At 70.0% G+C, this 14,005-nt stretch carries 13 protein-coding genes; 5 read left to right on the top strand and 8 right to left on the bottom strand.

The window, feature by feature from the left end; translation table 11 throughout:
* Window positions 1-10 precede the first annotated feature (10 nt).
* Complete coding sequence (locus HED23_RS31120; RefSeq protein ID WP_203186654.1) at window positions 11-1,354, bottom strand: UDP-glucose dehydrogenase family protein; 1,344 nt, start codon at window positions 1,352-1,354, stop codon at window positions 11-13.
* Between the two features lie 208 nt (window positions 1,355-1,562).
* Here HED23_RS31120 and HED23_RS31115 point away from each other — a divergent pair, with 208 nt between their 5' ends.
* Window positions 1,563-2,720 carry an acyl-CoA dehydrogenase gene (locus HED23_RS31115; protein WP_203187708.1) on the top strand — a complete coding sequence of 386 codons (1,158 nt, stop codon included), beginning with the start codon at window positions 1,563-1,565 and terminating at the stop codon, window positions 2,718-2,720.
* A 73-nt stretch (window positions 2,721-2,793) separates the two neighbouring features.
* Here the strand turns inward: HED23_RS31115 and HED23_RS31110 are convergent, their stop codons facing one another.
* The 3 genes from HED23_RS31110 to HED23_RS31100 all read right to left on the bottom strand — a co-directional run bounded on the left by HED23_RS31110 (window position 2,794) and on the right by HED23_RS31100 (window position 5,499).
* Entirely contained in the window at window positions 2,794-3,693 is a 900-nt protein-coding gene (locus HED23_RS31110) for a hypothetical protein (RefSeq protein WP_203186653.1), read from the bottom strand.
* Window positions 3,694-3,728: 35 nt separating this feature from the next.
* Entirely contained in the window at window positions 3,729-4,790 is a 1,062-nt protein-coding gene (locus HED23_RS31105) for a helix-turn-helix domain-containing protein (RefSeq protein WP_203186652.1), read from the bottom strand.
* A 283-nt stretch (window positions 4,791-5,073) separates the two neighbouring features.
* Complete coding sequence (locus tag HED23_RS31100; RefSeq protein WP_203186651.1) at window positions 5,074-5,499, bottom strand: ATP-binding protein; 426 nt, start codon at window positions 5,497-5,499, stop codon at window positions 5,074-5,076.
* 162 nt (window positions 5,500-5,661) lie between these two features.
* Here HED23_RS31100 and HED23_RS31095 point away from each other — a divergent pair, with 162 nt between their 5' ends.
* Window positions 5,662-6,543, top strand: coding sequence for a helix-turn-helix domain-containing protein (locus HED23_RS31095; RefSeq protein WP_203186650.1), 882 nt, complete (start codon window positions 5,662-5,664; stop codon window positions 6,541-6,543).
* Window positions 6,540-6,749: a DUF397 domain-containing protein gene (locus tag HED23_RS31090; protein WP_203186649.1), complete on the top strand. Its 210-nt coding sequence runs from the start codon at window positions 6,540-6,542 to the stop codon at window positions 6,747-6,749. The genes HED23_RS31095 and HED23_RS31090 overlap by 4 nt, the downstream gene beginning before the upstream one ends.
* Before the next feature lie 88 nt (window positions 6,750-6,837).
* Here HED23_RS31090 and HED23_RS31085 read toward each other — a convergent pair whose 3' ends face one another.
* Window positions 6,838-8,121: an LCP family protein gene (locus HED23_RS31085; protein WP_203186648.1), complete on the bottom strand. Its 1,284-nt coding sequence runs from the start codon at window positions 8,119-8,121 to the stop codon at window positions 6,838-6,840.
* A gap of 119 nt (window positions 8,122-8,240) precedes the next feature.
* Between HED23_RS31085 and HED23_RS31080 the strand changes: the two genes are divergently transcribed.
* Window positions 8,241-8,789 carry an acyl-CoA thioesterase gene (locus HED23_RS31080; protein WP_203186647.1) on the top strand — a complete coding sequence of 183 codons (549 nt, stop codon included), beginning with the start codon at window positions 8,241-8,243 and terminating at the stop codon, window positions 8,787-8,789.
* Between the two features lie 32 nt (window positions 8,790-8,821).
* On the opposite strand, the gene HED23_RS35545 is transcribed toward HED23_RS31080, so the two are convergent.
* Entirely contained in the window at window positions 8,822-9,064 is a 243-nt protein-coding gene (locus HED23_RS35545) for a hypothetical protein (RefSeq protein WP_238442180.1), read from the bottom strand.
* A 466-nt stretch (window positions 9,065-9,530) separates the two neighbouring features.
* Window positions 9,531-10,895 (bottom strand): LCP family protein, encoded by a 1,365-nt coding sequence (locus HED23_RS31070; protein ID WP_203186646.1) that lies wholly within the window; start codon window positions 10,893-10,895, stop codon window positions 9,531-9,533.
* A gap of 334 nt (window positions 10,896-11,229) precedes the next feature.
* On the opposite strand from HED23_RS31070, the gene HED23_RS31065 reads away from it, so the two are divergent.
* Window positions 11,230-12,252 carry a glycosyltransferase family 2 protein gene (locus HED23_RS31065; protein ID WP_203186645.1) on the top strand — a complete coding sequence of 341 codons (1,023 nt, stop codon included), beginning with the start codon at window positions 11,230-11,232 and terminating at the stop codon, window positions 12,250-12,252.
* A 62-nt stretch (window positions 12,253-12,314) separates the two neighbouring features.
* On the opposite strand, the gene HED23_RS31060 is transcribed toward HED23_RS31065, so the two are convergent.
* The gene (locus HED23_RS31060; RefSeq protein ID WP_238442179.1) at window positions 12,315-13,994 is read right to left on the bottom strand and encodes an LCP family protein; all 1,680 of its coding nucleotides are present in this window, start codon (window positions 13,992-13,994) and stop codon (window positions 12,315-12,317) included.
* Between the last annotated feature and the right edge of the window lie 11 nt (window positions 13,995-14,005).

Here is a 14,005-nt window from a genome sequence, read left to right as displayed (position 1 = left end):
GCCTCTCGCGTCAGGCCTTCGGGCGGCCCATCGCCCGGTAGGTCCAGCCGGCCTCGCGCCACACCGTGGGGTCCAGCGCGTTGCGTCCGTCCAGGATGATCCGGCGCCCCGCGGCCTCGCCCAGCGCCGCCGGGTCCAGCTCCCGGAATTCGCGCCACTCCGTCAGGTGCAGCACCACGTCCGCACCGCGCACCGCGTCCAGAGCGGTGTCCGCGTAGCCGAGCGTCGGGAAGAGCCGCCGGGCGTTGTCCATGCCCTTCGGGTCGAAGACGGTCACCTGGCCGCCCTGCAGATGGATCTGCCCGGCGACGTTCAGGGCCGGCGAGTCACGTACGTCGTCGGAGTCCGGCTTGAAGGTGGCGCCCAGCACCGCGACGCGTGTGCCCAGGAACGACCCCCCGCCGACGGCCTCGCGGGCCAGCTCCACCATGTGGCCGCGCCGGCGCATGTTGATGGAGTCGACCTCCCGCAGGAAGGTCAGCGCCTGGTCGGCGCCCAGCTCACCCGCGCGGGCCATGAAGGCCCGGATGTCCTTGGGCAGGCAGCCCCCGCCGAAGCCGATCCCGGCCCGCAGGAACTTGCTCCCGATGCGCTCGTCGTGGCCGATCGCCTCGGCGAGCTTCACCACGTCGCCGTCCGCGGCCTCGCAGACCTCGGCCATGGCGTTGATGAACGAGATCTTGGTCGCGAGGAAGGAGTTCGCGGAGGTCTTCACCAGCTCGGCGGTCGGGAAGTCCGTCACCACGAAGGGCGAGCCCTCCGCGATGGGGCCCGCGTACACCTCACGCAGCAGCTTCTCGGCCCGCTCGCTCTCGACCCCGACCACGATCCGGTCCGGATGCAGCGTGTCCTTCACCGCGAAGCCCTCGCGCAGGAACTCCGGATTCCAGGCCAGCTCCGCGTCCGCGCCCACCGGCGCCAGCTCGGCCAGCCTCGCCGACAGGCGCGCGGCGGAACCCACCGGGACGGTGGACTTGCCCACGACCAGCGCGGGCCGGGTCAGCTGCGGGGCCAGTGACTCGAAGGCGCTGTCCACATAGCTCATGTCGCAGGCGTACTCGCCGTGCTTCTGGGGAGTGTTCACGCAGACGAAGTGGACATCGCCGAACGCGCCGATCTCCTCCCAGGAGGTGGTGAACCGCAGCCGTCCCGTGGATCCCTCGATGCCTGCCACGTGCTTCTGCAGGATCTCCTCGAGCCCTGGCTCGTACATGGGCACCCTGCCGGCCGAGAGCATCTCGATCTTCTCGGGCACGACGTCGAGTCCGAGGACTTCGAAGCCCAGCTCCGCCATGGCCGCGGCATGGGTGGCGCCGAGGTAGCCGGTGCCGATCACGGTGATCCTGAGGGCCATGGGTGCTCCTGAACGATGCGGACAGACGTGCGGAGCCGAGCATAACCGGGCGTGCGGAACGCCGGTTTCCGGCCGCCTCGGGTCCGTCCCCGGGGCAGTCTCCGGGGCTGTCGGCAAGCTCACGTGCCCGGCCCGTATGCCTTCGCTCGGCAGGACCACTAAAATTGGGTTACTTAACGGTAGTTAGCATCCTTGGGGAGTGAACATCTTGGCGGGTTCGACCGATTTCGACCTGTACCGTCCGGCCGAGGAGCACGACATGCTCCGCGAGACGATCCGTTCGCTCGCCGAGGCGAAGATCGCCCCGCACGCCGCCGCGGTCGACGAGGAGGCCCGCTTCCCGCAGGAGGCGCTGGACGCCCTGGTCGCCTCGGACCTGCACGCGGTCCACGTGCCGGAGGAGTACGGCGGCGCGGGCGCCGACGCGCTCGCCACGGTCATCGTGATCGAGGAGGTGGCCCGCGTCTGCGCGTCCTCCTCCCTGATCCCGGCCGTGAACAAGCTGGGCTCGCTGCCGGTGATCCTCTCCGGTTCCGAGGACCTCAAGAAGAAGTACCTCGGCCCGCTCGCCAAGGGCGACGCGATGTTCTCGTACGCCCTGTCCGAGCCGGACGCCGGCTCCGACGCGGCGGGCATGAAGACCAAGGCCGTCCGTGACGGCGACTTCTGGGTCCTCAACGGTGTGAAGCGCTGGATCACCAACGCGGGCGAGTCCGAGTACTACACGGTGATGGCCGTGACGGACCCGGAGAAGCGTTCCAAGGGCATCTCAGCGTTCGTCGTCGAGAAGTCCGACCCGGGTGTCTCCTTCGGCGCCCCGGAGAAGAAGCTCGGCATCAAGGGCTCGCCGACGCGCGAGGTCTACCTCGACAACGTCCGTATCCCCGCCGACCGCATGATCGGCGAGGAGGGCACCGGCTTCGCCACCGCGATGAAGACCCTGGACCACACTCGCATCACGATCGCGGCCCAGGCCATCGGCATCGCCCAGGGCGCCCTCGACTACGCCAAGGGCTACGTCCAGGAACGCAAGCAGTTCGGCAAGCCGATCGGCGACTTCCAGGGCATCCAGTTCATGCTCGCCGACATGGCGATGAAGCTGGAGGCCGCCCGTCAGCTCACCTACTCCGCGGCCGCCAAGTCGCAGCGCGTCGACGGCGACCTGACCTTCTTCGGCGCCGCGGCCAAGTGCTTCGCCTCCGACGTCGCGATGGAGGTCACCACGGACGCGGTGCAGCTGCTCGGCGGTTACGGCTACACGCGTGACTACCCGGTCGAGCGCATGATGCGCGACGCCAAGATCACGCAGATCTACGAGGGCACGAACCAGGTCCAGCGGATCGTCATGGCCCGCAACCTGCCGTAGTCCCCCCGCACGTCGGACGAAGGAGCCCCCGCTTCGGCGGGGGCTCCTTCTCGTCGCGTCCAGGGGGGATCGGCTAGCCGGAGGTGCGTCGCCCCTCGTCGAAGATCCCGTCGGCGGAGGTGGCGGTGGCGGCTCGGCGGAGCCATCGGCGCAGGACTTCGAGGTCGCGGCAGCCGGTGATTCTGCTGCGGATCCCGTCGGGCACATTGATGCCGCGCTCGTCGAACACGAGCAGGATGTCTTCCGCACGGCCCCGCGCCTCGCCCTCGGCACGGCCTTCGTCCCGGATTTCTTCCGAGAGGGGGGAGATGTAGAAGGAGAGATCCACGGCCACCAGGTTCCTCCACTGTTGTGCGGCGGGGCGGTTGCCCAGGCCTTGTGCGGTCAGTTCGACGATGGGGGCGGCGATGTCGTCCGGGGCGTCCCGAAGGGCTGCGGACAGCGTTTTCAGTATGGCACCGACGTCCGGTTCGCCCGCGTGTGTGATGGCGGACAGCGTGGCGAGTGCCAGGTCCTTGCGGGCTTCGGCCACATCGGTGACGGCGGGGATGTTGTGCGGGCCCGCGACGAGCGGCTGGAGGGTGAGCACCGGCCACTGGGGTGACCCGAGCGGCACCGGGCGGGCAGCCCATGCGGCGGTGGCCCGGTCCTGGCAGACGACCAGCAGTGTGGTGGGCAGCCGGTACCTCTCCAGCAGGTAGGCGACGTAGTACGCCCAGCTCGTCGGCTTGTCGGGGTCCTTCTTGCCCTGGGCTTCCACAGCGAGGAGGAAGGGCCCGTCGTGCTCCGTCTCGATGCGCAGCAGGGTGTCCACGCGGCGTTCGACAGGCCGGGACTCCGTGAGGTCGGTGGTCACGACGTCGGCGGAGACGAATGGCGGGAAGGCGACTCCGAGCACTTCGGAGACACGGGAGAAGAGCTCCGGGTACTCCTGGAACACGCGGTGCATCGCCTCGTGGGGTGAGCTGACCATGGAGGTCCGTTCGGGTCGGTGGATGATGTGCCGGGTCAGGCCGCTGCTTGTGCCTCCGCACGGCAGTCGCGGCAGTGTCCGGGGTGCCGGGAGCGGAAGGCACGGTCGCAGCGGTCGCAGTTCTGGAGCGGGATGACGATCACGCCGGGGCGTGGCGGGGGCGCGAGATCGTGGGCGCCGGGCAGTGGGGGCGGCAGGAGCGTGGTGATGCGGTGGCGCAGGAGCTTCGCCGGATGCCGGAGCGGGGCCGGCAGGTCGTGGGTCAGGGCGTGGCGGATGGTGTCGGGGTGGGCGTCGCGTTCGAGCCAGGTGGCGACACCGGGAGCGAGGGTGTTGACGTCCTGCTCGGAGAGCGTGAGCTGGGGTGCGTGGCGGCGCAGGTCGGCGAGGAGCGCGGAAGCCGCCCGCTGGAGCTCCTGGGTGAGCGCCTGAGGCTGGGGCAGCGGGGGTGGTGCGGCGATGCGTGCCGTGGGAGGCGGTACGAGGACGGGGGCGGGTTGCGCGTGCGGTGCGGGTGCGGAAGCCGCTGCGGGTTCCGGCTGCGGCACCGTGACCGGCAGGGGTGCGGGCGGCTTCGGCGCAGGGTCGGGGGCACCGGCGCCCGCCGGCTCGGGCAGCTCCCGGAGCGGCTCGGGTGCGGGAGTGGGCCCGCTCTGACGGGCCGCGTGCGGTGGAGGTGCGGCCGGCCTGGGCCTGGTCCGCGGCCGGGGCGTGGCGGTGGGCGCGTCCGCGCCCGGCTGGTTGTACGAGAGCGTGCGCGTCACGATACGTCCGCCGGGGAGGCGTACGCGGCTGCGGTGGAGGTAACCGGTGGCTTCCAGCTCCCGCAGGGCGGCGGCGATGCGGGTCTCGCTCTCCGGGAAGCGCTCGGCCAGGCGCTTGATGCCGATCCTCGCTCCGGCGGGCAGCGACTGGATGTGCGCGGCGAGCCCGATGGCGACGAGCGAGAGACCTCGGTGCTGGGCCAGGTGGTTGCCGATGACGGTGAAGCCGCCGGTGTGCCGGACATTGACGTGGATGACGCCGGACGACGGTGTGGAGCCCCTGGAGGCAACGGGCCGGGCGCACGGGGGCGCGGTAATCTGCTGGGTACCCATCGGGAAGCGTTCTCTTCCTCGGTGGTCAGGCCCTCGATCGGGATTCGCAGTCCCGGCCGGGGGCCGTCGCATGTCTGTGGTGGTCGGGGCGAGCATATGCCGGACAACCCACTCGAAATCCAGCCCAGTTGCCCTATGTCACCCGCGCGAGTGATGTGGGCGATGTGGGGCCGGGTCGGGGTGGGAAGGGTAATTTCTCCAGGTTCTTCAAAAGCCCTATGCATCGCGGGATACGGCGTCGCGGCCCACCGGGTCGTGGGTTCCCGCGACCCGGTGGCGGTGGTCACGGTGCGAGGTCGAGTTCGGCCCACACGGTCTTGCGCGGCACGGGCCCGACGTCCACACCCCAGCGGTCCGCAAGTGCCTCGACGATCAGCAGACCGCGCCCGGATTCCGCGTAGTCGGCTGGTGGTGCCGGGAGTGGTAGCCGCTCGCCCCGGGTGTCGGTCACCGCGATGCGAAGGAGTTCGTCGTCGTGGACCGCGAGGCTCAGTCGGAAGTCCCGGCCCGGTACGCGGCCGTGAACGGTGGCGTTCGCGGCCAGCTCGGAGACGATGTGCGCGGCCGACTCCGTGGGCAGCCCCCAGTCACTCAGGTGCGCAGTGGTGAGCAGGCGGGCGAGCCTCGCGCCCCGGCGGGTGGGGGACAGCAACACGGTGAACTGCCGGGTGGGAGCGGAATGTTCGGTTCGGGTGATTTCTTGACTCACATCACTCAGCGTGGCCGCGCGTGCGTACCGTGAACAGCGACGAGGCCCTTACGTACGGTGATTGTCCCGCGCTTGTCCAGTGCTGTCCCGGCTGTCCGGGGTGACCGGCTGGGGACGTACAGGTTGAGCAGGAACGGCATGCACGTCGGAAGTGGGGCACGGATGAGCGTGGATGAGGCCGGTACACAGCGCGTGGAGGACGGCGGGGCGGACGAGCCCGGCTGGGACGTCGATCCCGACGACGAGTCGGGTGTGGCGGTGGTCGCCGCGGTGGGCCGTCAGATCAAGGCGTGGCGGGAGTCGGCGGGCATGCGAGCCGGCGAGTTCGGGGCGGCGATCGGGTACGGCGAGGACCTGGTCTACAAGGTGGAGGGCGGGCGGCGCATCCCCCGGCCCGAGTTCCTGGACAGGGCCGACGAGGTCCTGCGCGCGGGCGGCAAGCTCGCCGCCATGAAGCGGGACGTGGCGGAGGTGCGGTACCCGAAGAAGGTGCGGGACCTGGCGAAACTGGAGGCCAAAGCGGTCGAGTTGGAGGCGTACCACCACCACAACATCAACGGCCTGCTCCAGACCGAGGAGCACATGAGGGCCCTCTTCGCGTCGTGGCTGCCTGCCTACTCGGCGGACGACACCGAGAGGGTGGTGGCCGCCCGTATGGCCCGGTGGTCCATCTTCGACAGGGACCCCCTGCCCGTACTCAGCTTCGTCCAGGAAGAGGTGACGCTCCGCCGCCCCGTGGGCGGCACGGCGGCGTTGCGCAGACAGCTGGAACGCCTGTTGGAGATCGGGCAGTTGCGGAACGTTTCGATGCAGATCATGCCGACCCACCGCGAGGAACATCCCGGGACCGGTGGCCTGATCGAGGTGCTGAGGTTTCCGAACGGCAGCGCGGTCGGGAGGTCCGAAGGTGCCTTCAGCGGTCGTCCCATCTCCGATCCGAAGCAGCTCCGGATCCTCTCGATGCGCTATGGGATGATCCGGGCTCAGGCGCTCACGCCAAGGGAATCACTGATCTTCATCGAGCGAGTGCTGGGAGAGACATGATCCGCAGAACCTGCGCCGAGGACGCCTCCGAGCTGAAGTGGGCCAGGAGCAGCTACAGCAGCAGCGGTGACGGCAACGACTGCGTCGAGGTCGCTGCCCGCCCGTACTCCGTCCTGGTCCGCGACTCCAAGGACGCGTCCGGACCCCGGCTCGGATTCGCCCCGTCCGCCTGGGAGGCGTTCGTGGAGCACACCTCCCGGGACTGACCGGGCAGCGGGGCAGCGGCGGTACGTACGACGAGGGGCGGGCCGGGGAAAAGCCCCCGGCCCGCCCCTCGTCGTGTGACGCCGTCGGTCAGCTGCCCTTGACCGTGACCTTCTCGTCGTTCTTCAGCTGCTCCACGAGCTGCTTGACCTTGTCCTTGTCCCAGACCAGGTTGCCGTTCACGCTCTGGCCCGAGAGCGGGATGTTCATCGACGTGCCCTCACCGCCGGTGACGCCCTTCATCGCGAAGAACATGTTGCCGAGCGACCAGAGCGACATGTCCCTGTCCACGATCAGCGTGTCCAGGCCCGCGCCCATCGTGGGGTACAGCTTGAACGGGTTGAGGATCGTCGACGGGGTCGCCGTCTGGGAGGCCAGGGCCGCGAGGAACTTCTGCTGGTTCTTCGTGCGGTCCAGGTCGCTGCCCGCGAAGGCGTAGCGGGTGCGGACGAATGCGAGGGACTGCTCGCCGTTCAGCGTCTGCTTGCCCGCCTGGAAGTCGGCGCCGGACTTCTTGTCCTTGAAGGCCTTGGGGATGTCCAGCTCCACCCCGCCGATCGCGTCCACGATCTTGGCGAAGCCGCCGAAGCCGATCTCCACGTAGTGGTCGATGCGCAGCCCGGTGTTGAACTCGACGGTGCGGACCAGCAGCTCCGGGCCGTCCTCGGCGTACGCGGCGTTCAGCTTCACCTGGCGGCCCGTGCCGGCGAACTTCTTGCCGGACTCCGAGCCGACGAAGCTGGGGATCTCGACGTTGGAGTCGCGGGGCAGGGAGATCAGCGTGGGGCCGTTGGAGCCGTCGTGCAGGATCATCATCGAGTCGGTCCGCTTGCCCTCGGCGGAGCCGGTGTGCAGCTTCTTCTTGTCCTCGGCCGTCATGCCCTCGCGGCTGTCGGAACCGACGATGAGGTAGTTCGTGCCGTCGCCCTCGGAGGGGCGCTCGATGACCTTGGAGAGGTCGACCTCGCGCTTGAGCTTGCCGTCGGCCCAGAAGTACGTGCCGATGGAGACCGCGAGCAGCGCGACGACCAGGGTCAGGGTGCCGACCTTGATCCGCCGGCCCCAGTTGGGGGCGGGGCGGGGCTGGACGTAGCCGCTGTCGCCGCCGAAGCCGCCACCGCCGCCGTGCCCGCCGCCGCGCTGGCCGCCGCCGTAGACCTGGCCCGTGTTGTAGCCGCTGTCGTAGCCGGGTGCCTCGTTGTGGCCGTCGTAGCCCTGGCCCTGCTGCGGCGGGATCCGGGGAGGGGACTGCGGAGGCGCGGGGCGCCGCCGGACGTGCGGCATGGCGCGGGCGCTCTCGGGCTGCGGGCTCGCACTGCCCCGCCCGTAGCGCTCGTCGGGTCGGCCGTTCCGTCCTTCGGGCCATTCGCTCATGCCGACCAGTGTGCCGTCTCGACCTGTGGCTCTTACAGGGTGTACCGGGGATCGGGTCACGGCTGTTGCGAATCTGATGCAATGCAACCGGGGGCAAGCCCCCGCATAAGGTGGACCGTATGACAGATCAGCCCCAGCTGCCGGAGGCCGATATTCCGGTCAAGCCGACCTCGGCCTCCCGGACCACCCTCAGCCACATCATGACCGGTAACGACACCAACCTCCTGGGCACGGTGCACGGCGGCGTGATCATGAAACTGGTCGACGACGCGGCGGGGGCGGTCGCGGGCCGTCACTCCGGCGGCCCGGCCGTGACGGCCTCGATGGACGAGATGGTCTTCCTGGAGCCGGTCCGTGTCGGTGACCTCGTTCACGTCCGCGCCCAGGTGAACTGGACCGGCCGTTCCTCGATGGAGGTCGGCGTCCGCGTGATGGCCGAGCGGTGGAACGAATCGACCCCCGCCCAGCAGGTCGGCAGTGCCTATCTGGTGTTCGCGGCGGTCGACGAGGACGGCAAGCCGCGCCGCGTGCCGCAGGTGGCCCCGGAGACGGAACGTGACAAGCGGCGCTACCAGGAGGCGCAGATCCGCCGCACGCACCGCCTCGCCCGGCGGCGGGCCATCAAGGAACTGCGGGAGCAGCGGGCGGCCGAGGGCATCGACGACTGAGGACGCCCTACGACGATGTCGTACCGGTCCGGTCAGCGGGGGACTCCGAGCCGTTCCAGCAGCGCGTCCTCGGCCCTCTCCGCCTCCGGTTCCTCCCAGAACGTCACGGGCACGCCCCTTATGTGGCGGCCCCGGGGGTCCAGGAGATGGCCGGCGATCTTGAGCTGCCACAGAGCGACCGCCCGGTCCACGACGGCGAGTTCGGGGAAGCGGTCCGCCGGCCTGGCCTCGAAGGCCCCGATGTCCTCGGGTGAGCGCAGCCAGACGGTGAGCACCAGGTCCCGGGCACCGGTGACGTGCTCGATGGGATCAGGTGCGGATCGTCGGCGATCTCCGCCGCCACCTCGCGCAGTGCGCCGGCAGCGCAGTCCACCTCGATGAACGCGATGATCGGCACGTGGGCCCCGCCGCCACCGTGTAGCAGCTGAGTCAGGCGTGGCCCGCCTCCGTGAGGCGGTTCCAGTGGCGGGCCGCCGTCGACGCGTCCACCCCGAGCGCCCTACCTGTCTGCGCCCACTCCGCCCGGGGGAGGTCTGGAGGGCGGTGATCAGGAGGTAGTCCAGCTCGTCCAGGGGGCGGGCTGCTCGGTGCACAGCAGTCGCTCGGGGAGGCCGGTGGATTCGCAACCGGGCGAGGGCGGGTACACGGCGCTCTGGCTGACCGCGTCCGCGGCGGCGGTCGTCGCCCTCGCGGCGACCGCGTTCTCCAGGCGCCGCGAGGGGTGAGCGCGGGAGGGCCCGGTCAGGGGCAGACCACCTGGTCGCCCGTCACCGTGCCGAATTCCCCGCGCTCCGGGTTCTCGGCCTTCACGCGCTGCACCTTGGTGAAGTCCGATCCAGCGGTGACCTTCATCGTCCCGCCCTGGCCCTGCACCGCCTTGAGCTCGCACCCCGGCAGCGCGGTGGCCAAGGACTTCGCCGACCGGTCCCAGCGGGGGTCGTACGAGACCACCGTCCTGCGCAGATCCTGCGGACCGCCGCTCAGCGGGGCGCGGGTCGTGTTGAATCCGGTGCTGCGGAGTGCCGCGTCGACGTCCTGGCCGAGCCCGTCCCTCGGGGTCCCGTTGTAGACCTGCACCCGGATCTGTTCCGGAGCCACATCGACGAGCTTCGCCTTGGGCTGTTTCGGCAGGTGCGGGGCGAGCGGCCGGTCCTCGCGCAGGGCCTCGAACATCCTCTTCGACTTCTCGGCGTCCCACTTCACCGTGGAGCCGATGCCCTTGACCTGGTGCCCCTTCTCCTCCAGGGGGACGGAGGCGAACTCGGACGAGGCCGGGGTGAAGCCGCGCATGGCCTTGCCGAGCTCCAGCATCTGCTCCGTACCGAAGCCCTTGTCGGCACGGACCGATTCGAGCATCGAGGTGGCGACCTGCTGGAATTTCATCGGGTTCATCAGGACGCCGCTGCTGGTCGTCTGCTTGATGAGCGCCGCCATGAACTTCTGCTGGCGCTGCATCCTGCCCAGGTCGGCCGCGCCGTCGAGGTGCCGGGAGCGTACGTACTGGAGGGCCTGGCCACCGTCCAGCTCGTGGGTGCCGGCGGTCAGGTTCAGGCCGGTGTAGGAGTCCTTGAGCGGTTTCGCGGTGCAGATCTCCACCCCGCCGAGGGTGTCGACCGTCTTCATGAAGCTGGTGAAGTCGACCTCCAGATAGTGGTCGATCTTGACCCCCGTCATCTGCTCGACCGTCCGCACCGTGAGATGAGGTCCGCCTTCGGCGTAGGCGGCGTTCAGCTTCACCGGGTGAGGGGCGTGCTCCTTGCCGGTGGTGCCGTCCTTGTGGGCCGGGAGCTCGGCGTAACTGTCGCGCGGCAGGCTGACCACACTGGCACGCTGTCTGTCGGCCGAGAGGTGGACGAGCATGAGGGTGTCGGTGCAGTGGCAGGGCGCGCCGCCCAGCTTGTACTTCTTCTTCTCCGCCGCTGAGATCTTGTCGCGGCCGTCGGTGCCGACGAGCAGGACGTTCAGGCCGTGACCGCCCGGCGGGCGGTTCTTCATGTCCTTGAACGGGTCGACGCGGTCGATCCCCGTCTCGAGACCGCTCACCACGGCGTGGCCGATCCCGCCGGCGCCCAGCACCAGCACGGACAGCCCGGTGGCGACCCGCATACCCCAGCGGGGCGGCGGCTTCCGCCCTCCGGCCCGGTTCCGCCCGGCGGCCCCGCCGCCGGCTCCGGGCTGCCGTGAGGGCCTGCGCTGCGGTGGAGCGGTGCGGGGGTGCGGTGGACGGGGCGATCGGTGCGGCGTGGGCACGAGGGACACCTCCGCGCGAGCGAGTGGGACTTTCGCACGTTAGGCCCATACGATCTGCAGACCGGGGAGAGACCCGGCGGCGCGCGCCGCTGTCCCCCGTTCGCGGTAACGTGGCGGCCGAGTCACGCCGCCTCCTGGGGTGCGAAATCCCCCGGAACCCTGGCACCCCCGAGGACCCCCCGAGGACCACATGTCTGCCGCGCAGTACCCCGCCGTCTCCGTGATCATGCCGGTACTCAACGAGGAACGCCATCTCAGGAACTCGGTCCGGCACATCCTGGAGCAGGAGTACGCCGGTGAGATGGAGGTGGTGATCGCCCTCGGCCCCTCCGGCGACCGTACGGACGAGATCGCCGCCGAGCTGGTCCGGGAGGACTCCCGGGTCCACACCGTCCCCAACCCGACCGGCCGCACCCCTGCCGCCCTCAACGCCGCGATCAAGGCATCGCGTCACCCGATCGTGGTACGGGTGGACGGTCACGGCATGCTGTCGCCGAACTACATCGCGACCGCCGTGCGGCTCCTGGAGGAGACCGGCGCGCAGAACGTCGGCGGCATCATGCACGCCGAGGGTGAGAACGCTTGGGAGGACGCCGTCGCCGCCGCGATGACGTCGAAGATCGGCGTCGGCAACGCGGCCTTCCACACGGGAGGCGAGGCGGGCCCCGCCGAGACGGTGTACCTGGGTGTCTTCCGCAGGGAGGCGCTGGAGCGTGCGGAGGGCTACAACGTCGAGTTCATCCGTGCCCAGGACTGGGAGCTGAACTTCCGTATCCGCGAGGCGGGCGGCCTGATCTGGTTCTCGCCGGAGCTGAAGGTGCAGTACCGGCCGCGGCCCAGCATCCGCGCCCTCTCCAAGCAGTACAAGGAGTACGGCCGCTGGCGCCACGTCGTCGCCCGCTACCACTCCGGCTCGATCAACCTGCGCTACCTGGCCCCGCCGACCGCCGTCTGCGCGATAGCGGCGGGCATCGTCGTGGGCGCGGCCGTCACCCCGTGGGCGTTCGTCGTGCCGGCCGGGTACGCGGCGGCGATCGTCGCCGGGTCGCTGCCCGCCGGCAAGGGCCTGCCGCTGAAGGCGCGGGCGCAGATCCCCATGGCGCTGGCCACCATGCACATGTCGTGGGGGTACGGCTTCCTGACCAGTCCCCGCTCGCTGGCGAAGAAGGTCATCGCCAGCCGCCGCCCGGCCGTGCGGGAGCAGACGGTCTGACCGCCGCAGCCACGTGTGAGAGGGGCCCCGCCGACGGCGGGGCCCCTCTCACACGTGTGACGTCACCAGGTGAAGCCCGGGTTGACCTTCATGCACGCCTTCTCGTCGGCGCCGTTCAGCGGGTTCGCCGAGTCCGGTGTCTTCTCCTCGGCGGCCTTGGCGGGATAAGCCCCGTCCTCACGCCAGTCGGCTCCCACGGCCAGGACGATGCCCGAGACATCGGTCGACTTCTTCACCTGGGACGCGGGGATCCCGAGTGCCTTGGCCACAGCCTGGGCGTCGCCCTCGAGATCGGTACTGGGATACAGCACACCGGTCCTGGCAGCCGGCTCGACGTCCTGCGAATCAACCGTCGTCCTGGTGAAGCCCGCCTCCGTGAGCAGCTCCTTGACGGTGCTCGCACGGCTCGGGGCAGGGCCGAGCGTGTCCGTGGAGGTCGCGTTGCGCACGCTGACCGCGATCTCGGCGATGGGAGCGGCCTGGTCCTTGGCGACGGGTGTCTTGCGCTTGGACGCCTTGCCGTCCAGCGGGATGTCCTCACGCACCATCCGGAACACCTGCTCGGCCTCGTCGGGCTTGGGGTAGACCCGGCCGGCGAAGTTCCCCGTGCCGTAGACGTTCGGCATGGTCGTCATGGTGATGCGGTCGGTGGGGGCCTTCTTGAGCTCCTCCGCCAGGTCGTAGAGCTTCTTGACGGTGTCGAGGCCCTTGTCGACCGTCAGCGCGCTGGTGGCCGCCTCCGCGAGGTCCATCAGCTTTCCGGGGTCGGTGAGCTTGGTGCCCTTGCGCAGCTCGCGGACCATCGAGTTCAGGTACTGGTGCTGGGCCTTGGTCCGGCCGAGGTCCGTGTTGTCCTCGAAGCCGTACCGGGTGCGCAGCCACTGGAGGGCCTGCTTGCCCTTGACGGAGGTGGTGCCCTTTTCCAGCTTCAGCCCGGAACCCTTGCCGTCGCTGGTGTGCGAGTAGACGTTGGCGTCGACACAGACGGGGACGCCTCCGACCGCGTCGGCCATGGAGACCACACCCGCGAAGTCGATCATCATGAAGTGGTCGATGGTGATGCCGGTGAGCTCGTACCAGGCGGCCACCGTGCAACCGGGGCCGCCGCGGCCCAGGCTCGCGTTGGTCTGCACGTCGACCGTGCTGGCCGGATACACCTCGCCGGAGTCCGGGTCGGTGCACTTGGGCATCTTCAGCATGGTGTCGCGGGGCATGCTGATGACCGACATGTTGCTGCGGTCGGCGGAGAGGTGGAGCAGCATCTGCACGTCGGCGAGCGGCGTGCCTCCGAAGGTCTCCTTCGCGCCGCCCAGCTTCTGGTTGGCCGCGGAGTCCCGGGCGTCGGACCCTATGAGCAGGATGTTCAGAGGCGTCTGACCGGCGGCGTTGGCCTTGTGGTCGGCCATCGGTTTGTCGCCGAGCGTCAGGTCCTCTTTCCTGAGGTTGCCGTTCAGGTGCTTGTAGTAGACGTAACCGGCGCCGCCGGTGCCGAGTATGAGCAGCGAGAGGACGGACGCCACCCAGCGCAGTACGCGCCGTCTGCCGCCTTTGGCCGCCCGCCGCGTACGGCGGCCGGGCCCGGCCGCACCCTGTCCGCCCTCCGCCGGGAGGGGCTGCTCGCGCCGGCCGTGACCGCCGCGCCCGGACCGTGCGCCGGACGCGTCACCGGCTTCGCCGCCCGGCGGCCCGTCGTGCCGGCCGCGCGGTCGTGTCCGCTCCCCGCGCATGCTGCTCCGTCCCACCAGGATCCCCC

The organism is Streptomyces pratensis (assembly GCF_016804005.1).
GTDB lineage: Bacteria > Actinomycetota > Actinomycetes > Streptomycetales > Streptomycetaceae > Streptomyces > Streptomyces pratensis_A.
Note: the sequence above shows the minus strand (reverse complement) of the source record. Positions and strands in the feature narration are given on the sequence as shown.